The following is a 19,948-nucleotide window of genomic DNA, read 5'->3' on the forward strand; positions in this document are numbered from 1 at the left end:
AAGGAACCTCGCCATCCGAAGATGGACGGGGTATCAACTAATCTGGCGTTGATTTTTGGCACGCTGTTGAGTTCTCAAGGAACGGACGCTTCCTTTGTACTCACCCTCTCGGGCTTTCCTCCGGGCTTTTCCCTTCGGTCTTTCGTGTTTCCAGCTTAGCAGATCCGATTTCCGTTTCCGCCACCCGCTGGAGCGGGTTTCGCCTTCTTGGAATTCGCTTTCGCGCTTTCCTTTCCGGCGGTTCCGACTTTATCAGAAGTTCTGAGTCGGAATTCCCGCCCCTCCCGGTTCACCCGTTCGTGCACACGAAGGTGCCGGGCTTCCCGTTCAGGCGGAGCCGTAAACGTACTGGAGCGGGGCGCCCCGATGCAAATCGAGGCGCCCCGCTCCTGGTTGGGGGGTCGAGGGTCAGACCTCGACGACCACCGGGAGGATCATCGGACGCCTGCGGTAGGTGTCCGAGACCCACTTGCCGACCGAGCGGCGGATGAGCTGCTGGAGCTGGTGCGGCTCGACCACGCCGTCCTGGGCGGACTTGTTGAGGGCTTCCTCGACCTTGGGGACCACGGCGCTGAACGCCGAGTCCTCGATGCCGGAGCCCCGGGCGTGGATGTTCGGGCCGCTGACGATCTTGCCGGTGGAGGAGTCCACGACCACGAAGACCGAGATGATGCCCTCGTCGCCGAGGATGCGGCGGTCCTTGAGGTGGACCTCCGTGACGTCGCCGACCGAGAGGCCGTCGACGTAGACATAGCCGGCCTGGACCTTGCCGACGATCTTGGCCTTGCCGTCGATCAGGTCGACGACCACGCCGTCCTCGGCGATGACGATGCGGTCCTTGGGGACACCCGTCATGGCGCCGAGCTCGGCGTTGGCGCGCAGGTGGCGCCATTCGCCGTGGACCGGCATGAGGTTCTTCGGCTTGCAGATGTTGTAGAAGTACAGCAGCTCGCCGGCCGAGGCGTGGCCCGAGACGTGGACCTTGGCGTTGCCCTTGTGGATGACGTTGGCGCCCCACCGGCTCAGGCCGTTGATCACGCGGTAGACCGCGTTCTCGTTGCCCGGGATGAGCGAGGACGCCAGGATCACGGTGTCGCCCTGGACGATCCGGATCTGGTGGTCGCGGTTGGCCATCCGGGACAGGGCCGCCATCGGCTCGCCCTGCGACCCCGTACACACGAGGACGACCTCGTCGTCCGGAAGGTCGTCGAGGGTCTTGACGTCGACGACCAGGCCGGCGGGCACCCGGAGATAGCCCAGGTCACGGGCGATGCCCATGTTGCGGACCATCGAGCGGCCGACGAAGGCCACCCGGCGTCCGTACTCGTGGGCCGCGTCCAGGATCTGCTGGATGCGGTGCACGTGGCTGGCGAAGCTCGCCACGATGATGCGCTTCTGGGCGTTCGCGAAGACGTTCCGCAGGACGTTGGAGATGTCCTTCTCCGGCGGGACGAAGCCCGGGACCTCGGCGTTCGTCGAGTCGGACAGCAGGAGGTCGATGCCCTCCTCGCTGAGCCGCGCGAAGGCGTGCAGGTCGGTGAGCCGGCCGTCCATCGGGAGCTGGTCCATCTTGAAGTCGCCGGTGGCGACGACCAGACCCGCGGGGGTGCGCACGGCGACCGCGAGTGCGTCCGGGATGGAGTGGTTGACCGCGATGAACTCGCAGTCGAAGGGGCCCAGGTTCTCCCGGTCGCCTTCCTTCACCTCGAGGGTGTAGGGGCGGATCCGGTGCTCCTGGAGCTTCGCCTCGATCAGGGCGAGGGTCAGCTTGGAGCCGATCAGCGGGATGTCCGGCTTCAGGCGGAGCAGGTACGGGACCGCTCCGATGTGGTCCTCGTGACCGTGCGTGAGCACGATGCCCTCGATCTGGTCCAGACGGTCCCGGATCGTGGTGAAGTCGGGCAGGATCAGGTCGATGCCGGGCTGCTCCTCCTCGGGGAAGAGGACGCCGCAGTCGACGATGAGCAGGCGGCCGTCGAATTCGAAGACCGTCATGTTGCGGCCGATCTCGCCGAGCCCGCCCAGCGGGGTGACGCGAAGGCCGCCCTTGGGGAGCTTCGGCGGGGCGCCGAGTTCAGGATGCGGATGACTCAAAAGACTCTCCTCACCACACGCGCCACGTACCGCTTCGGCACGTGGCGCGCATGACATTCGTGCACTTGCTGTTGTCTGTCGGAAGATCACGTCGGACGTCGGGTGTCGCTCGTCGCGTCGGACGGATCGGATATTCAGTTGTGAAGTCCGTTGTCAGATCTGTACCCCGCCGGCGGCGAGATCGACCTTGAGCTGGGCGGTTTCCTCCGGGGAAAGCTCCACGAGCGGCAGGCGCAGGGGGCCGGCCGGGAGGCCCTGGAGGGCGAGGGCGGCCTTGGAGGTGATGACGCCCTGGGTCCGGAACATGCCGGTGAAGACCGGCAGCAGCCGCTGGTGGATCTCGGTGGCCTTCTGGACGTCGCCGTTCAGGTGGGCGTCCAGGAGGGCGCGGAGCTCGGGCGTCACCACATGGCCGACGACCGAGACGAAGCCGCAGGCGCCCACGGAGAGCAGCGGCAGGTTCAGCATGTCGTCGCCGGAGTACCAGGCCAGGCCACTGCGTGCGATGGCCCAGCTGGCGCGTCCGAGGTCGCCCTTGGCGTCCTTGTTGGCGACGATCCGGGGGTTCTCGGCCAGCCGGACGATCGTCTCGGTGTCGATCGGGACGCCGCTGCGGCCGGGGATGTCGTAGAGCATCACCGGAAGCTCGGTGGCGTCGGCGATCGCCGAGAAGTGCCGGTACAGGCCCTCCTGCGGGGGCTTGTTGTAGTACGGCGTGACGGCGAGCAGGCCGTGCGCGCCGTCACGGGCGGCGGTACGGGCCAGCTCGACGGAGTGGTGGGTGTCGTTGGTGCCGATCCCCGCGATGACGTGGGCGCGGTCGCCGACCGCCTCCAGTACCGCTCGTACGAGCTCCGATTTCTCCGCGTCGCTGGTGGTCGGGGACTCGCCGGTGGTGCCGTTGATGACGAGGCCGTCGTTGCCTGCGTCCACCAGATGGGCGGCCAGTCGCTGGGCACCGTCGAGGTCGAGTGCGCCATCCGCCGTGAGGGGCGTGACCATGGCGGTGAGGACCCTCCCGAAGGGGGTCTGCGGAGTGGAGATCGGAGCCATGGGTCACACGCTACTCGTTGCTCGGCGTCCGGTGTCCCCTCGGGGGACGTGAGAAGAGGAGCCCGGCACTGCCTGCTCGGGGGTTCAAGCAGTGCCGGGTCCGTTTGATCAGCCTAGATGAACTTCGTGAAACGTCGCAATACGGACACTTCGCGCGAGGTGTTCGTACATCTGTGCCTCATGGGGCCATACGGCCGTTCTTGTTGAACGCGTCGTAGGTCAGCGGCATGAGCCGGGACCAGTGCTGCTCCATCTTCTCGCCGACCATCTCGATCTCCCGCTGCGGGAACGACGGCACCTTCGCCAGCTCGTGCTGGGTGCGCAGACCGAGGAAGTGCATCAGCGAGCGGGCGTTGCACGTGGCGTACATCGAGGAGAAGAGTCCGACCGGCAGGACCGCACGGGCGACCTCGCGGGCGACCCCCGCGGCCAGCATCTCCTGGTACCGCTCGTACGCCTGGATGTACGCCTCCTCCATGGCGGCGCCTGCGGTCTTGTACTGCTCCTCGGTGCCCTCGACGAAGACGTACTTGCCCGGGCGGCCCTCCTGGACCAGCTTGCGGTCCTGTCCGGGGATGTAGAAGACCGGCTGGAGCTCGCGGTAGCGGCCCGACTCCTCGTTGTACGACCAGCCCACGCGGTGGCGCATGAACTCGCGGAAGACGAAGATCGGGGCGCTGATGAAGAAGGTCATCGAGTTGTGCTCGAACGGGCTGCCGTGCCGGTCGCGCATCAGATAGTTGATGAGCCCCTTGGACCGCTCGGGGTCCTTGCTCAGCTCCTCGAGGGACTGCTCGCCGGCGGTGGAGACACGGGCCGCCCACAGCACGTCGGTGTCGGCGGCGCTGTGCTTCACCAGCTCGACGGTCACATCGCTGCGGAAACTGGGCTTCATGTCCTCGGGGGTGTCGCTCACCGGCGGGTGTCCTTCCATCGCGTCGCACGGGCGGCGCCCACTTTACGGGGAGCCACCGACAGTGGGCCCCGTGCACCCGCCCGGACGGCTTTGTTCGGTCGATTCGGGGAAAAGGGGCACCAAAACGTCGCTTTCGTCGTCTGTATCTGTGACACCGCCCACCACAGACCCAAGGAGTGCTTCCTCATGTTCAGCCGGCGAGAGCCCGTTCCGTTCGCGTTCGTGGCCGAGGCCGACCGCTTCCGCAGTAACGTCACTCCCCCGCCGAGGGAGCGCCTCAGCGTCTCCCAGCTCGCGGGCCGTACGCTGGTCGGGCTGACCGTCGTGGCCGGTCTCGTCGGGTCGCTGCTCTTCGGCATGCCCGCCATGGAGTCGGGCGCCGCCGAGGGCCACCGGCAGCACTCCGAGGCCTCCGACGGCCGCTGATCGTTTCGGCCCCCTGGGGTGGCCCGGTCGAGACCCCCTGGGTAGCCTCACCGGGCACAGCCCCTTCGAGCGTGCTTGTGAGTGAGGACCTGTCGTGCCCCTGCCCTTCCTGACGGCCGACCGCGCCTATGACGCGACCGACGATGTCGCGCTGCCGTTCGACGACCACGACCAGTGGCGTCGTCCGTACCGGCCAGGGCCCTGGCGGGTGGGGGCGGCGGCGCTCGCGCTGCTCCTCGCGTCGTTCGTGCTCTTCGCCGCGGTGATCGTCGCGGCGGCGGGAGCCCTGCCCGGGGCGGGGGCCACCTTCACGCTGGCCGCCGTGATCATCGTCTGTGCGCTGCGCATGCTGCGCGTGGGCACCTGGGTGAGCCGCCACGGCCTGCGGCGCGTCGGGTTCTTCTCGACGAAGACCCTGGAGTGGCGGCAGGCCGGCGACGTGCGCACGGTGCAGCAGCCGGTGCGCTGGCTGGGGCTCCCCCGCACCGTCCAGGGCCAGGCCCTCATCCTCGTACGGCAGGGCGGTGAGCGGATCACGCTGCTCACCGACCACAATGCCGACTTCCTGTCCCGCGTCGAGGCCTTCGACCGCGCCGCGGACACCATCGAGGCGTGGAACGCGGAGTACGGCGCGGTGACCGCTACGCGCTGACCGCGCGGTCCTCGTGGAGGGCGATGGCACGCTGCATCGCCTTGCGGGCGCGCGGCGTGTCGCGGGCGTCGTGATAGGCGACGGCGAGCCGGAACCAGCAGCGCCAGTCGTCCGGGGAGTCCTCGGTCTCGGCGCGGCGCCTGGCGAACACCTCGTCGGCCGAGTCCCGGTCGATCCGGCCGCCCGCGGTGCGCTTCAGGTCGTCCACCGGCAGGCCGCCCTCGGCCTCCAGCTGCTCGGCGAGCCGCTGCGCGCGGCGGGCGAAGCGGGTGTTCTTCCAGAGGAACCAACCGCCGACGCCGGGCAGCAGGAACGCCACCACGCCCATGCCCATGGCGGCCGGTTCCCCGGTCAGCACGAGCAGGACGCCCTCCATCGCCACCACTCCGAAGACGAGCACGAGGACGGTGGCGAGGAAGAAGTACGTGATCTTTCCGCCCATGGCCGTCAGCCCAGGTCCAGGAAGTGCTCCAGGCCGAAGGTGAGGCCCGGGGCGGTGGTCACGCGGCGGGCGCCCAGGAGGATGCCCGGCATGAAGCTGGAGTGGTGCAGCGAGTCGTGACGGACGGTCAGCGTCTCGCCCTCGCCGCCGAGCAGCACCTCCTGGTGGGCCAGCAGGCCCCGCAGGCGTACGGCGTGGACCGGGACGCCGTCGACGTCGGCGCCGCGGGCGCCGTCCAGGGCGGTGGCGGTGGCGTCCGGCTGGGCGCCGAGGCCGGCCTCGGCGCGGGCCGCCGCGATCAGCTGGGCCGTCCGGGTCGCCGTGCCGCTGGGGGCGTCGACCTTGTTCGGGTGGTGCAGCTCGACGACCTCGACCGACTCGAAGTACGGGGCCGCGATCTGGGCGAACTTCATGGTCAGGACGGCGCCGATGGAGAAGTTCGGCGCGATGAGCACGCCGGTCTCCGGGGAGGCGTCGAGCCAGGTCCGCAGCCGCGCGAGGCGCTCCTCGGTCCAGCCGGTGGTGCCGACGACCGCGTGGATGCCGTGGTTCACGCAGTAGTCGAGGTTCTCCATGACCGAGGCGGGGGTGGTCAGCTCGACGGCGACCTGGGCGCCCGACTCGGCGAGCGTCTCCAGCTTGTCGCCCCGGCCGAGGGCCGCGACCAGTTCCATGTCCTCGGCGGCCTCGACGGCCCGGACGGCCTCGGAGCCGATCCGGCCCTGGGCTCCGAGGACCGCCACGCGCAGCTTGCTCATTGCTCTGAAACTCCCTCTAGGAGACGGATTCGTGCAGGCGTGCCGCCTGCTTGTCCTTCAGGGGCCCGATGACGGACAGCGAGGGGCGCTGTCCGAGCACCTCGCGGGCGACCTCCCGGACCTCGTCGGGGGTGACCGCGGCGATCCGGGCGAGCATGTCGTCCACCGACATCTGGCTGCCCCAGCACAGCTCGCTCTTGCCGATGCGGTTCATCAGCGCGCCGGTGTCCTCCAGGCCGAGGACGGTCGAGCCGGAGAGCTGGCCGATCGCGCGGCCGATCTCGTCGTCGGTCAGGCCCTCGGAGGCCACCTTGTCCAGCTCGGTCCGGCAGATGCCGAGCACGTCGTGGACCTGGCTCGGGCGGCAGCCGGCGTAGACCCCGAAGAGGCCGCAGTCGGCGAAGCCCGAGGTGTACGAGTACACGCTGTAGGCCAGTCCGCGCTTCTCCCGGACCTCCTGGAAGAGGCGGGAGGACATGCCGCCGCCGAGGGCGGTGTTCAGGACGCCGAGCGCCCAGCGGCGCTCGTCGGTGCGGGGCAGCCCCGGCATGCCGAGGACCACGTGGGCCTGCTCGGTCTTGCGGCCCACGACCTCGACCCGGCCCGCGGTGCGCAGGGCGCGGCGGCCCTCGCGGGGACCGACGGGGACCGCGTCGGTACGGGTGAGGGCGCCGGCCTTCTCGAAGGCGCGGCGGACCTGGCGCACCACGGTGGCGTGGTCGACGTTGCCGGCGGCCGCGACGACCAGGTGGGTCGGGTCGTAGTGCTTCTTGTAGAAGCGGGCGATCCGGCCGCGGTCGAGAGCGTTGATGGTGTCGACGGTGCCGAGGACCGGGCGGCCCAGCGGGGTGTCGCCGAACATCGTCTGCGCGAAGAGGTCGTGCACGACGTCGCCGGGGTCGTCCTCGGTCATCGCGATCTCCTCGAGGATGACGCCGCGTTCGGCGTCCACGTCCTCCTGGAGGATCAGCGAGCCGGTGAGCATGTCGCACACCACGTCGATCGCCAGCGGCAGGTCGGTGTCGAGGACCCGCGCGTAGTAGCAGGTGTACTCCTTCGCCGTGAAGGCGTTCATCTCGCCGCCGACCGCGTCGAGCGCGGCGGAGATGTCGAGGGCGCTGCGTCGCGCGGTGCCCTTGAAGAGGAGGTGCTCGAGGTAGTGCGTGGCGCCGTTGAGGGTGGGGGTCTCGTCGCGGGAGCCGACGTTCGCCCAGATGCCGAAGGTGGCGGAGCGTACGGACGGCAGGGTCTCGGTGACGATGCGGAGGCCGCCGGGGAGGGTCGTACGGCGGACCGTGCCGATGCCGTCCTTGCCCGGGAGAAGCGTTTGGGTACGGGCGACGGCCCGCCCCTCCGAGGAGGGGCGGGCCGTCGTCGCGGAACTACGGGACGTCACTGGTCGGTGTCGTCCTTCGTGTCCTCGGCGGCGTTCTCGTCGTCCGCCATGACGGGGACGAGGGAGAGCTTGCCGCGCTGGTCGATCTCGGCGATCTCGACCTGGACCTTGGCGCCGACCGCGAGCACGTCCTCGACGTTCTCCACGCGCTTGCCACCGGCGAGCTTGCGGATCTGCGAGATGTGCAGCAGACCGTCCTTGCCGGGCATGAGGGAGACGAAGGCACCGAAGGTGGTGGTCTTGACGACCGTACCCAGGTAGCGCTCGCCGACCTCCGGCATGGTCGGGTTGGCGATGCCGTTGATCGTGGCGCGGGCGGCCTCGGCCTGCGAGCCCTGGGCGGCACCGATGTAGATGGTGCCGTCGTCCTCGATCGTGATGTCGGCGCCGGTGTCCTCCTGGATCTGGTTGATCATCTTGCCCTTGGGGCCGATGACCTCACCGATCTTGTCCACCGGGATCTTGACGGTGATGATGCGCGGCGCGTTCGGGGACATCTCGTCCGGAACGTCGATCGCCTCGTTCATCACGTCGAGGATGTGCAGACGCGCGTCACGGGCCTGCTTCAGCGCGGCGGCCAGGACCGAGGCGGGGATGCCGTCGAGCTTGGTGTCGAGCTGCAGCGCGGTGACGAAGGTCTTCGTACCGGCGACCTTGAAGTCCATGTCGCCGAACGCGTCCTCGGCGCCGAGGATGTCGGTGAGGGCGACGTAGTGCGTCTTGCCCTCGATCTCCTCGGAGATCAGGCCCATGGCGATACCGGCGACGGGGGCCTTGAGCGGCACACCGGCGTTCAGCAGCGACATGGTGGAGGCGCAGACGGAACCCATGGACGTCGAGCCGTTGGAGCCGAGGGCCTCGGACACCTGACGGATCGCGTACGGGAACTCCTCGCGCGTCGGCAGCACCGGCACGATGGCGCGCTCGGCGAGCGCGCCATGGCCGATCTCGCGGCGCTTGGGCGAGCCCACGCGGCCGGTCTCGCCGACGGAGTACGGCGGGAAGTTGTAGTTGTGCATGTAGCGCTTGCGGGTCACCGGGGAGAGGGTGTCCAGCTGCTGCTCCATACGGAGCATGTTGAGGGTGGTGACGCCCAGGATCTGGGTCTCGCCACGCTCGAAGAGCGCCGAGCCGTGCACGCGCGGGATGGCCTCGACCTCGGCGGCGAGCGTACGGATGTCCGTGATGCCGCGGCCGTCGATGCGGACCTTGTCCTTGATGATCCGCTCGCGGACCAGCTTCTTGGTCAGCGCGCGGTAGGCGCCCGAGATCTCCTTCTCGCGGCCTTCGAAGGCCGGGAGGAGCTTCTCGGCGGCGAGCTCCTTGACGCGGTCGAGCTCAGTCTCGCGCTCCTGCTTGCCGGCGATGGTGAGCGCCTGGGCGAGCTCGCTCTTGACGGCGGCGGTGAGCGCCTCCAGGACGTCGTCCTGGTAGTCGAGGAAGACCGGGAACTCGCCGGTGGGCTTGGCGGCCTTGGCGGCGAGGTCCGACTGGGCCTTGCAGAGGGCCTTGATGAAGGGCTTCGCGGCCTCGAGACCGGCGGCGACGACCTCCTCGGTCGGCGCCTCGGCGCCGCCCTTGACGAGCTCGATCGTCTTCTCGGTGGCCTCGGCCTCGACCATCATGATCGCGACGTCGCCGTCCTCGAGGACGCGACCGGCGACGACCATGTCGAAGACGGCGTCCTCGAGCTCGGTGTGCGTCGGGAACGCGACCCACTGGCCCTTGATCAGGGCGACACGGGTGCCGCCGATCGGGCCGGAGAAGGGCAGGCCGGCCAGCTGCGTGGAGCAGGAGGCGGCGTTGATGGCGACCACGTCGTACAGGTGGTCGGGGTTGAGCGCCATGATCGTCTCGACGATCTGGATCTCGTTGCGCAGGCCCTTCTTGAAGGAGGGGCGCAGCGGGCGGTCGATCAGGCGGCAGGTGAGGATCGCGTCCTCGGAGGGCCGGCCCTCACGGCGGAAGAAGGAGCCGGGGATCTTGCCGGCCGCGTACATCCGCTCCTCGACGTCCACCGTCAGGGGGAAGAAGTCGAGCTGGTCCTTGGGCTTCTTGGACGCGGTGGTGGCCGAGAGGACCATCGTGTCGTCGTCCAGGTACGCGACGGCGGAGCCGGCGGCCTGCTTGGCCAGGCGGCCCGTCTCGAAGCGGATGGTGCGGGTGCCGAACGTGCCGTTGTCGATGACGGCCTCGGCGTAGTGGGTCTCGTTCTCCACTATGGGTTTCTCCTACGTGTTCGTCTTTTCGTCCGTCGGCCCGTGTGGCCGGGGACGGTCATGGAGGAGAAGCGCGCCTTCGGTGCGGGCCGGTCTTCGATCGAAGCACCCGGGGGTATGGGTCCGGGGGCCACTACCGAGGACCGGCGGCGGGCCGGCGGCTTCTCGCTCGTGTGTGGCGTTGTGTGACCAGACTAAGTGCCGGTCGGCACATCGCGCACGTACAGCAAAGGGAGCGGCCCCCTAAAGGTGGGAACCGCTCCCTTCACGGCGTCTTACTTGGCGCCGCCGGCCGCACCGCGGCGGATGCCGAGGCGGTCGACCAGGGCGCGGAAGCGCTGGATGTCCTTCTTGGCCAGGTACTGCAGCAGGCGGCGACGCTGGCCGACCAGGATCAGCAGACCACGACGGGAGTGGTGGTCGTGCTTGTGCTGCTTGAGGTGCTCGGTCAGGTCGGAGATACGGCGCGACAGCATCGCGACCTGGACCTCGGGGGAGCCGGTGTCGCCCTCCTTCTGACCGAACTCGGCGAAAATCTGCTTCTTCGTAGCGGCGTCGAGAGACACTCGGTACTCCTCTTGGTGTTCGTGCGCCGACGAGTGCCCCTGGTCTTGGTCTCAGGGGAGCTTCGGTGACTCGACAGGCGAAGGTCCGATGGGCGCAGCTTCCAGAGGAGGTCCTGATCCGGGGATCCGGGTCGATTCCGGGAGCGCGTACACAAACGGCCGTCACCCAGCGTACCAGCCCGGGGGAGGCCCCCCGGCCGGGGCCCGGGGGCGTCCGGCCGGGCTCCCTACTTGCTGGTGAGGGAGCGGGCCGCCATGAAGACGTCGAGGACCGCGAGGCAGAGCGGGACCAGGGAGAGCAGGACGAAGCTCTCGGCCAGGTCGAGCAGCCGGCCCCAGAAGGGCGAGAGGCCCTTCCTGGGGATGATCAGGCCGATGGCGGTGACCAGGGCGGCGCCGGCGGCGACGGCCGCGGTGAGCCAGATCGTACGGATGTCCAGGCCGCCGCGGTCCCCGTACATGAGGAGGTCCTTGACCAGGTCGGCCGGCGGGTTCAGGGAGAGGCCGAGGATCAGCAGGGCGATCGCGGCGATGCCGGCGACCAGGACGCAGGCGACCTGCGAGGTGTAGCGGAAGAGACGGGCGCGCAGCAGCATCGCGAGGCCGGCGGCCAGGGCGAGGAGCTGGCCCCAGACGTTGCCGGCGAAGCCGAGGACGGCCGCCGAGCCGACGACGACGGCGGCGCAGCCGCCGACCAGGCCGAGCAGCATCTCGTGGCCGCGGCGGGCCTGGAGCGCGATGCGCTCGCCGTCGACGGGCTGGGCCTCATCGGCGGCGGGCTGGTTCAGGTCGGCGTGGAACTCGTCGTCGGCGGCGCTGCGCGGGGCGGCGTAGCCGATGGGGAGCCGGGCGAAGCGGGCCGAGAGGCCGGGCAGGAAGGCGACGAGTCCGATGGCGACCGGCGCGCAGACCGCAGCGGTCTCGGTGGCGGAGGCCTCGGTGAGGATCGCGAGGAAGGTCGCGAGGGTGCCGACGGCGGCGAGGAAGGTCGCGGCGACGAAGGGCGCGTCCCCGCTGGGGGTGAGCGCGACCAGGGCGACGGAGGCGACCAGGACGGTCACGCAGCCGAGCAGGAACTGGAGGCGTCCGGGGCCGTGGCCCGCATCGGGGCCGACGATCCCGGAGCCCGCGATCAGCAGCAGCGGCAGGGCGCCGAGGCCGAGGGCGACGGCGGTGGCGCGGTCGGCATAGACCCGGGCGCGCACTCCGGCGAAGGCGGTCAGCAGCACGCCGGCGGCGCCGGCGACGATGCCGGGAAGGCTGTGCATGTCGTGGCGGACCGGGTCGGCGAACCACAGCACGAAGCCCATCAGGACCAGGAGCAGCACCCCGCCGACGAGTCCGGCGCCGCGCAGCAGGTCGTCGCTCCACAGGTGCCGGTCGCGGGTGACGGCCGAGGCGACGGCGTCGGAGACGTCGTCGAAGACGGCGGGCGGCAGCGACTGGGCGAAGGGGCGCAGCGAGAGCACCTCGCCGTCGAGGATCTGCTGACCGGCAAGGGTGCGGGCGCCGTCGAGGACCGATCCGTCGCGGCGGACCAGGTGGTAGCCGGTGGGAGCGCCGGCGGCCTGGGTCTGGCCGGTGAGCCGCAGGATCTCCGGATAGACGTCGGCGACGGCGATGTCCTCGGGGAGTGCGACGTCGATGCGGCTGTCCGGCGCCACGACGGTGACGCGGCAGAAGCCGGTCGCTGCGGTCGTACTCACGTGTCTGGACCCCCTGATTCGCGGTTGCGCACAATGCGCGGGCCACCCTACCGGGGACGGGTGCGAGTGGCTGCACGTAGGATCGCCGTCCTGGGGGAGGCCGTCGCCGACGGGGGCGCCGGTGCGGAACTCCCGCACGAAGTCGGCCCGTAACGAGGGATTGATGCGCCGGTGAGCCAGATCGTCGTCAAACGCCCGCCGAGGTCCCTTCCTCCGGAAGTGCCCAGCGAGGAACTGGTCCTGGAGCCTCCGCCCGAGCTGCCGAGAGGTCAGCAGGAGGGCATGCTGATGCAGCTCCTGCCGATGCTCGGCATGGGGTCGTCGGTGGTGTTCTTCTTCATGCCGGGCGCCCATCCGTTCATGCGGATCATGGGCATCCTGATGCTGGTCTCGACGGTCGGCATGGTCATCGCCCAGCTGGTGCGATTCCGTCGGGGTACGCAGGGGCAAATTGCCGATGTCCGGCGCGACTACCTCAAATACCTCGCGCAGACGCGGCGTACGGTCCGGCGTGCGGCGCGCAAGCAGCGGGACGCGCAGCTGTATCTGCACCCCGCGCCCGAGCAGTTGTGGTCGGTGGTCGCCGAGGGCTCACGCGTGTGGGAACGCCGGGTCGGCGACACGGACTTCGGCCAGGTGCGGCTCGGTCTCGGCGCGCAGCAGCTGGCGACGCCGCTGGCCGCGCCCGACACGGCTCCGGTGGACGAGCTGGAGCCGCTGTGCGCGGGCGCGATGCAGCAGTTCCTGGCCGTGCACGGTTCGTTGGACGGGCTGCCGATGGCGGTCTCGATGCGCGCCTTCTACCACGTGACGGTCTCCGGTGAGCCGGAGGCGGCCCAGGCGGCGGCGCGCGCCCTGGTCTCCCAGCTGGTGACGCTGCACTCCCCCGACGACATCATGCTCGCGGTGGTGGCGGCGCGCGGTGCGCAGGAGCGCTGGGACTGGACGAAGTGGCTGCCGCACACGCAGGTGCCCGGGCAGGTCGACGGGGCGGGCAGCCGACGGCTGATCGGCGACGACCTCGGCGAGCTGGAGCAGTTGCTGCGGGCGCGGCTCGACGGGCGGCCGCGGTTCAGCCGGGACAGCCAGCCGGTGCTCGACCAGCCGCACGTGGTGGTCGTCCTGGACGGCGGGATGGTGCCGCCGGACTCGCTGTTCGCGGCGCCGGAGGGCGTGCAGGGCGTGACCATCGTCGAGGTGGTCTCCGGTGAGCTCGACGAGCCGCGCGGCGGCCTGTCCGTGGTGGTACGGCCGGGGCGGCTGCGCCTGGAGTCGGGCGGCGGTTTCGCCTACGAGGGCGTGCCGGACGGGATCTCGCTGCCGGCCGCCGAGGCGCTGGCGCGGCAGCTCGCGCCGCTGCGGATGGGCGGCGGGGACGACGACGAACCGCTGCTCGCCAACCTGGACTTCACGGATCTGCTGAACCTCGGCGACGCCGCGTCGGTGGACGTGGCGCGCACCTGGCGGCCCCGTTCGACGGCCGAGCGGCTGCGGGTGCCGATCGGTGTCGGCGAGGCCGGCGAGCCGGTCATGCTCGACCTCAAGGAGGCCGCGCAGGAGGGCATGGGCCCGCACGGGCTGTGCGTCGGCGCGACCGGCTCCGGCAAGTCGGAGCTGCTGCGGACGCTGGTCCTCGGTCTGGCGGTGACGCACTCCTCGGAGACGCTGAACTTCGTCCTCGCGGACTTCAAGGGCGGCGCGACCTTCGCCGGCATGTCGCAGATGCCGCACGTGGCGGCCGTCATCACCAACCTCGCCGACGACCTCACGCTGGTCGACCGCATGGGCGACGCGATCCGCGGTGAGCTGCAGCGCCGGCAGGAACTGCTGCGGTCGGCGGGCAACTACGCCAACATCCACGACTACGAGAAGGCCCGGGCGGCCGGCGCGCCGCTCGAACCGCTGGCCTCGCTGGTCCTGGTGATCGACGAGTTCTCCGAGCTGCTGACCGCGAAGCCGGACTTCATCGACATGTTCATCCAGATCGGCCGCATCGGCCGTTCGCTGGGTGTGCACCTGCTGCTCGCCTCGCAGCGCCTGGAGGAGGGCAAGCTCCGCGGCCTCGACACGTACCTCTCGTACCGCATCGGTCTGCGGACCTTCTCGGCGGCCGAGTCGCGTACGGCGATCGGTGTCCCGGACGCCTACCACCTGCCGTCGGTGCCGGGTTCGGGCTATCTGAAGTTCGGCACGGACGAGATGACCCGCTTCAAGGCGGCGTACGTCTCCGGCACGTACCGCACCGGCGGGCCCCGGCTCACGGCCGGTCAGATGCCGATCGAGCGGCGGCCGGCGCTCTTCACGGCGACGCCGGTGCCGGTGGTGTACGCGGCGCCCGACCCGGCGTATCTGACGGCGCGGCGCGAGGAGGAGGACGACGCGCTCGCGGACACCGTCCTCGACGTGATCGTGCGCCGGCTGGAGGGGCAGGGCGTGCCCGCCCACCAGGTGTGGCTGCCGCCGCTGGACCAGGCGCCGTCGCTCGACCAGTTGCTGCCGGGGCTGGCGCAGACCGCGGACCGGGGGCTGACGGCGACGGAGTACACGCGTCCGGGCGGTCTGACCGTGCCGCTGGGCCTGATCGACAAGCCCTTCGAGCAGCGGCGCGAGGTGCTGTACCGGGACTTCTCCGGCGCGGCCGGCCACATGATGGTCGTCGGCGGTCCGCAGTCCGGCAAGTCGACGCTGATGCGGACGCTGATCTCGTCGTTCGCGCTCACCCACACCCCGCGCGAAGTGCAGTTCTACGCCCTGGACTTCGGCGGCGGCGGCATGGTGTCGCTGGCCGACCTGCCGCACGTCGGCGGGGTGGCGTCCCGGCTGGACCCCGAGCGGGTGCGGCGGACGGTCGCGGAGGTGCTCGGCGTACTGAACCGGCGCGAGGAGTTCTTCCGCGCGAACTCCATCGACTCGATCGCCACCTACCGGCGCAAGCGGGCCGCGGGCGAGCTGCCCGGCGAGCCCTGGGGCGACGTCTTCCTGGTCATCGACGGTTGGGGCGGCTTCCGCAACGAGTACGACATGCTGGAGGGCGTCGTCTCCGACATCGCCGCGCGCGGTCTCGGCTACGGCATCCACGTCGTCATCACGGCCGCCCGGTACATGGAGGTCCGCGCCGCGATCAAGGACCAGATGCTGAGCCGTCTGGAGCTGCGCCTGGGCGACGTCATGGACTCGGAGTTCGACCGGAAGGTCGCGGCCAACGTGCCGACCGGGGTGCCCGGCCGCGGGCAGGTGCCGGAGAAGCTGCACTTCATGGGCGGCCTGCCGCGGATCGACGGGGCGGGATCCGCCGGGGACCTCTCGGAGGGCACGGCGGCCTTCGTGGAGGCCGTGCGCGGCGCCTGGAACGGTCCGGCCGCGCCCGCCGTCCGGCTGCTGCCGCACAAGGTGCCCGCGGACCAGCTGCCGAAGGGCTTCGAGTTCCCGCAGCACGGCATCGCGATCGGCATCGACGAGACGCGTCTTGAGCCGGTGTTCGTCAACTTCGAGACGGACCCGTTCTTCCTGATCTTCGGCGAGAGCGAGTCCGGCAAGACGAACCTGCTGCGCCTGATCGCGAAGCAGATCGCGGAACGGTACTCCCCCGACGAGGCGAAGTTCGTCGTGGGCGACTACCGCCGGGCGCTGCTCGGCGCGCTGCCGGAGGAGCACCTCCTGGAGTACGCGCCGATGGCCAGCTCGATGCAGATGCACATGGAGGCCCTGGCGGGTGTCTTCTCGCGCCGCCAGCCGCCGCAGGACGTGACCCCGCAGCAGCTGCGGGACCGCAGCTGGTGGTCGGGGCCGCAGGTCTTCATCATCGTGGACGACTACGACCTGGTGGCGACCAGCTCCGGCAATCCGCTGGCGGCACTGGCGGAGTACCTGCCGTTCGCCCGGGACACGGGCGTCCGCTTCATCATCGCGCGCAACTCGGCGGGCGCCTCCCGCTCGATGTACGAGGCTTTCATGCAGCGCATCAAGGAGCTGGGCGCCCAGGGCGTGGTCCTCTCCGGCGACCCGAACGAGGGCGACCTCCTCGGCAACGCGCGGCCGCGACCGCTGCCGGCCGGGCGCGGCTACTTCGTCTCCCGCCGGGGCGCGGCGTCGCTGGTGCAGACCGGGCGGCTGCCGGGGCTGTGAGGGCGCCGGGGCTCGTCGGCGGGGCTCTCGTAGACGGGCGCCGGTCTCGTAGACGGGCTTGGGTTTCGTGGCCGGCGCGGGGCTCGTGGGCCGGGCGCCCGGTCTCGTGGTCGGCGCCGGCCTCGTCGGCGGGCGCCGGTCTCGTGGCCCGCGCCGACGGAGACGTGGCTCTGCCGATGGACGTGAGCACTTCAAAACTGCAAACATCGCCGTAATCCAGCAAGGGGGAACGAATGTCCTTCAAGGACGAGTGGGCGCAGGACAAGAGCGCCGCGATGGAACGCCAGTCCTCGAGCATGCAGCTCAACCAGGTCCCCAGCGACCCCGGTGGCGGCGGTGGACCGGGCAATCCTGACCTGGCGACCACGCCCGCACGGAAGAAGAAGGCCGCGAACACCATCGAGACGCAGATCCAGCCGGACGTGAAGTCGGCCGCCGACTCGGCCGACGAAGGCACCAGCGGCGCCGTGACCGAGTTCAAGGGCTGGGACACGGCGGCGGGCCTGAAGAAGGCCCACGAGCACTGGGACAGCCAGGTGAAGCGGCTGATGGCGCGGCTGGACGGGGAGAAGGTCGCGCTGCGGAACACGTCCACGCTGTTCAGCAACAACGACATCGTCACGGGGTCGGGCTTCGCCCCGGCGCAGTCCAAGGTTTCGGGAATCTAGGGGGATACGCGGTGCCGACGTACCAGGAGATCATGCAGACCTCCTTGAGCAAGCTGAACACCGCCGCCGACGGCTGGAAGAGCATGGCGGAGAAGTTCAAGAAGGTCGAGGACCTGTACGAGAAGGAAGTCCAGAGCATCGCGACGGGCGGGCCGCTGTGGACGGGCCACAGCCAGGCCGTGGGCTTGAACAACTTCAACATGACCCGGAGCGAGCTGGACTCGGCGCAGAAGGAAGCGCTGGCGATGGAGTCGCTGCTCCGGGACGCCTTCTCCACGTTCACCGAGCTCAAGGGCCGGGTGACGACGGCGGTGAACGAGGCCGTCACCGCGGGCATGAAGGTCTCCGAGTCCGGCAGCGCGAGCTTCGACTTCAGCAAGGTCAGCGACAAGGAGGCCTACACGATCCGCCACGACCCGGGCCTGCGCGACGTCGAGATGTCGTACACGCAGAAGATCGGCGACGCGGTCAAGGCGGTCAACGAGTTCGACGCGGACGTGAAGGTCGCCCTGCTGAACGCCTCGGGCGCCGACGGCACGGCCCCGCTGGGCTTCAACTCCAAGCCGGTCAACGACGTGGAGGCCGTGGAGGCGCTGGCGCTGTCGGAGAAGGTCCGCGAGGGCAAGGCGTCGAGGCAGGAGCTGGAGCACTACCGCGACCTGCTGAAGGCGAACTCCGACGACAAGCACTTCAGCGAGGCGTACCTGAACGGCCTGGGGGCCGAGAACACCCTGAAGATCGCGGACGCGATGAACCTGGCGGCGAACGAGCGGGGTGTCTCGGAGGCCGACAAGAAGTTCTACAACTCGATCAACGCGGGCCTGGCGGACACGATCGCCTCCGGGACGAAGGACCCGAACAGCTACGCGTACAGGCCGTTCGTGGACGGGTTGAAGAGTCTGGGCGGCGAGGACGTCACCAGCGAGAAGCGCGTCCGCGGTGACAACGTCCCGACACACGGGTACCAAGTGCTCGTCACCCTCATGAATGAGGGGAACGCGGAAGGTTACGGCAAGGAGTTCCTCAACGAGCTCGGTCACCACATGATCGACATCGAGAAGAAGGACCCAGACCACTGGGCCCACTTCAGGGACGTCTTGCGTCCCAACGTCGCCGCCGACCCGCTGGACGGCCTGCTCAACATCATGAGCAAGGACCCCGGAGATGCGGAGTACTTCCTCGACCCCAAGGCGCCCGGGAACGAGAACGAGCACCTGAAGTTCCTCCTCACGGAGCGGGAGTGGCCGAAGGAGGGGTTGAACAATATCTACGGGACTCCCATGTTCATGGACGACCCGATGAAGGCCATGGGCCTCGGCAACGCCATCCAGGCGGCTGCGACGGGTCACGAGCCGGGCGAAAAGCTCGGCCCTGTCGGTGCGCACAGCGAAGGGCAGGCCCGGGTCATGCACAACGCCATCCGATTCCTCGACGAGGACAGGGGCGGGGCCGAGTGGGCCAAGGAGGACCTCAAGAACTTGCAACAGCCCATGGCGCGAGCCCTCGCGGACTACGTGGGCGACACGCATATCATCCTCAATGGTCAGGAATCGAACTACGGCGGGGCGGCCGGCAAGGACGGCATTTTCGGCTCGGGCGACAACGCACACATCGCGGTGGGGCAGGAGAGCCTGGTGAGGGTCATGCGCGGAATCGCGGACGACGGCCCGTCGTACGCCCTGATGTACGAAGCCGAGCGCGCCTATTCCGCACACTTGCTGGGGGAGGCTCCGTCCTTCCAGTCCGACCCCGTCCACGGACAGAGCGCCGAGTGGGACCACCGGTCGAAGAACATCGGAATGGCGATGGGTGCCCTGAACGAGATCGGCGTCGATGTGTACACGGACAAGAAGGACGACCGTGTGGAGTGGGCGGAGGATACGGCGGAATACTCTGCCATCGGCGCCAATGCCCTGATCGGGGAAATTCCCATCGTGGGTACTGCGGGTGGCGCAATCATCGACTCCATCAAGTATGACTGGACCAAGGATGTGACGAAGCTGGCGGAGGAGCAATGGAAGAATCAGAGTAGCGAGAGCTACTCTGCCGGAACGGACGGCTTGAACCGAATTTACGACGAGTGGAGGAACCAGAAGAATCCGAGCGAAGGGCCGTTCAATTCGGCAAGGGATGCCGCCGGAAACGGTCACGACGCTGGTGTCAATGTGGCAAAGAAGTACCTGGGATGAGCATCCGAAAGTTTTGCGCCTGGCCTTCACTGACTCTGGCCTGCATTCTCGCGTTGACCTCCTGCAGCTCCGAGCCCCCCGCAGGACGCCCGGATGACTATCTGTGCAACCTCCCTGCGAATTCGACCGAGGAGAAACTGCTGCACGAGGTGATGCGGACGAAATCCTTCCGCACGGACGTGCACAATAGCGAGAGCCAATTCTCGCAGGAGATGAAGGAAATCCTTCAAAAATATCCGGACCAGGCGTCGATGCATGCCCTCATGGGATGCTCGTTCGTACCGAAGGGCCAACCGGATGCTGGTCAGGTGCGGATCACCTTCGAGTGGGCTGCACGCTCCGACAGAAGTAGTCCGCCCCCCGAGAACGCAGTCCGCCGCTACAACCTGAACGGCGCGACGGGTGAATCCACGGACACCTCTTCTCACCTCTACACGCAATGCGTCTTGCCGGGTGAGCTGAATGGGAAATCCAAGAAGATCCCCCTGCATGCGGAAGCGTCTTTCACGATGAATCTCGGCCCTGTACGTGATCACGGCACACAGGAGGAGCAGATCTCTTTCCTCTACCTCATCACGCGAAGGGCGACGGAGTCCCTCGGCTGCGAGAACAAGCCGCTGGAGCGGGCTCCCGTGGCGACTCCGCTCATCACCCGGACCGGAGAAGATCCGTCATAGACCACGTCATGACATCGCGAGCGATGGTGAGGAGGACGGACGCAGTGCCGCGGCGGCTCCC

General features: G+C 69.2%; 15 protein-coding genes. 6 read left to right on the forward strand and 9 right to left on the reverse strand.

Features of this window, described 5'->3' with window-relative positions:
* Positions 1–408: 408 nt before the first annotated feature.
* The 3 genes from ACFZBD_RS10150 to thyX form a co-directional block, all read right to left on the reverse strand.
* A complete protein-coding gene (locus tag ACFZBD_RS10150; RefSeq protein WP_391138611.1) occupies positions 409–2,094 on the reverse strand; it encodes an RNase J family beta-CASP ribonuclease in 1,686 nt (561 codons plus the stop codon).
* Between the two features lie 153 nt (positions 2,095–2,247).
* Positions 2,248–3,147, reverse strand: a complete 900-nt coding sequence (gene dapA / locus ACFZBD_RS10155; protein ID WP_391138613.1) for a 4-hydroxy-tetrahydrodipicolinate synthase — start codon at positions 3,145–3,147, stop codon at positions 2,248–2,250.
* Positions 3,148–3,325: 178 nt separating this feature from the next.
* Positions 3,326–4,063, reverse strand: coding sequence for an FAD-dependent thymidylate synthase (thyX, locus tag ACFZBD_RS10160; RefSeq protein WP_391138615.1), 738 nt, complete (start codon positions 4,061–4,063; stop codon positions 3,326–3,328).
* A 186-nt stretch (positions 4,064–4,249) separates the two neighbouring features.
* Here thyX and ACFZBD_RS10165 point away from each other — a divergent pair, with 186 nt between their 5' ends.
* Entirely contained in the window at positions 4,250–4,489 is a 240-nt protein-coding gene (locus tag ACFZBD_RS10165; protein ID WP_391138617.1) for a hypothetical protein, read from the forward strand.
* Between the two features lie 94 nt (positions 4,490–4,583).
* Positions 4,584–5,141, forward strand: a complete 558-nt coding sequence (locus ACFZBD_RS10170; RefSeq protein ID WP_391138619.1) for a hypothetical protein — start codon at positions 4,584–4,586, stop codon at positions 5,139–5,141.
* Here ACFZBD_RS10170 and ACFZBD_RS10175 read toward each other — a convergent pair.
* The 6 genes from ACFZBD_RS10175 to eccD form a co-directional block, all read right to left on the reverse strand.
* Entirely contained in the window at positions 5,131–5,583 is a 453-nt protein-coding gene (locus tag ACFZBD_RS10175; protein ID WP_391138621.1) for a hypothetical protein, read from the reverse strand. The two genes, ACFZBD_RS10170 and ACFZBD_RS10175, sit on opposite strands and share 11 nt — an antisense overlap.
* Positions 5,584–5,588: 5 nt before the next feature.
* Positions 5,589–6,341, reverse strand: a complete 753-nt coding sequence (gene dapB, locus ACFZBD_RS10180; RefSeq protein ID WP_391138623.1) for a 4-hydroxy-tetrahydrodipicolinate reductase — start codon at positions 6,339–6,341, stop codon at positions 5,589–5,591.
* A gap of 16 nt (positions 6,342–6,357) precedes the next feature.
* Complete coding sequence (locus ACFZBD_RS10185) at positions 6,358–7,737, reverse strand: insulinase family protein (protein ID WP_391138625.1); 1,380 nt, start codon at positions 7,735–7,737, stop codon at positions 6,358–6,360.
* Positions 7,734–9,956, reverse strand: a complete 2,223-nt coding sequence (locus ACFZBD_RS10190; RefSeq protein WP_391138627.1) for a polyribonucleotide nucleotidyltransferase — start codon at positions 9,954–9,956, stop codon at positions 7,734–7,736. The genes ACFZBD_RS10185 and ACFZBD_RS10190 overlap by 4 nt, the downstream gene beginning before the upstream one ends.
* 275 nt (positions 9,957–10,231) lie before the next feature.
* The gene (rpsO, locus tag ACFZBD_RS10195; RefSeq protein ID WP_147979976.1) at positions 10,232–10,522 is read right to left on the reverse strand and encodes a 30S ribosomal protein S15; all 291 of its coding nucleotides are present in this window, start codon (positions 10,520–10,522) and stop codon (positions 10,232–10,234) included.
* A 227-nt stretch (positions 10,523–10,749) separates the two neighbouring features.
* Positions 10,750–12,228 carry a type VII secretion integral membrane protein EccD gene (gene eccD, locus ACFZBD_RS10200; protein ID WP_391138630.1) on the reverse strand — a complete coding sequence of 493 codons (1,479 nt, stop codon included), beginning with the start codon at positions 12,226–12,228 and terminating at the stop codon, positions 10,750–10,752.
* Positions 12,229–12,399: 171 nt separating this feature from the next.
* Between eccD and eccCa the strand changes: the two genes are divergently transcribed.
* From eccCa to ACFZBD_RS10220, 4 genes are all read left to right on the forward strand, one after another.
* The gene (eccCa, locus tag ACFZBD_RS10205; protein ID WP_391138632.1) at positions 12,400–16,353 is read left to right on the forward strand and encodes a type VII secretion protein EccCa; all 3,954 of its coding nucleotides are present in this window, start codon (positions 12,400–12,402) and stop codon (positions 16,351–16,353) included.
* A gap of 233 nt (positions 16,354–16,586) precedes the next feature.
* Entirely contained in the window at positions 16,587–17,021 is a 435-nt protein-coding gene (locus ACFZBD_RS10210; RefSeq protein ID WP_391138634.1) for a hypothetical protein, read from the forward strand.
* 11 nt (positions 17,022–17,032) lie between these two features.
* The gene (locus ACFZBD_RS10215) at positions 17,033–19,210 is read left to right on the forward strand and encodes a hypothetical protein (protein ID WP_391138636.1); all 2,178 of its coding nucleotides are present in this window, start codon (positions 17,033–17,035) and stop codon (positions 19,208–19,210) included.
* Complete coding sequence (locus tag ACFZBD_RS10220; protein WP_391138638.1) at positions 19,207–19,887, forward strand: hypothetical protein; 681 nt, start codon at positions 19,207–19,209, stop codon at positions 19,885–19,887. The genes ACFZBD_RS10215 and ACFZBD_RS10220 overlap by 4 nt, the downstream gene beginning before the upstream one ends.
* Positions 19,888–19,948 lie beyond the last annotated feature (61 nt).

Origin of the sequence: Streptomyces sp. NPDC008121, from assembly GCF_042957155.1 — a bacterium.
Taxonomy (GTDB): domain Bacteria; phylum Actinomycetota; class Actinomycetes; order Streptomycetales; family Streptomycetaceae; genus Streptomyces.

Bases quoted from the DNA above. Each gene is read 5' to 3' on its own strand.
- dapA (WP_391138613.1), bottom strand. From the start codon at position 3,147: ATGGCTCCGATCTCCACTCCGCAGACCCCCTTCGGGAGGGTCCTCACC.
- ACFZBD_RS10165 (WP_391138617.1), top strand. From the start codon at position 4,250: ATGTTCAGCCGGCGAGAGCCCGTTCCGTTCGCGTTCGTGGCCGAGGCC.
- ACFZBD_RS10175 (WP_391138621.1), bottom strand. From the start codon at position 5,583: ATGGGCGGAAAGATCACGTACTTCTTCCTCGCCACCGTCCTCGTGCTC.
- dapB (WP_391138623.1), bottom strand. From the start codon at position 6,341: ATGAGCAAGCTGCGCGTGGCGGTCCTCGGAGCCCAGGGCCGGATCGGC.
- ACFZBD_RS10210 (WP_391138634.1), top strand. From the start codon at position 16,587: ATGTCCTTCAAGGACGAGTGGGCGCAGGACAAGAGCGCCGCGATGGAA.
- ACFZBD_RS10220 (WP_391138638.1), top strand. From the start codon at position 19,207: ATGAGCATCCGAAAGTTTTGCGCCTGGCCTTCACTGACTCTGGCCTGC.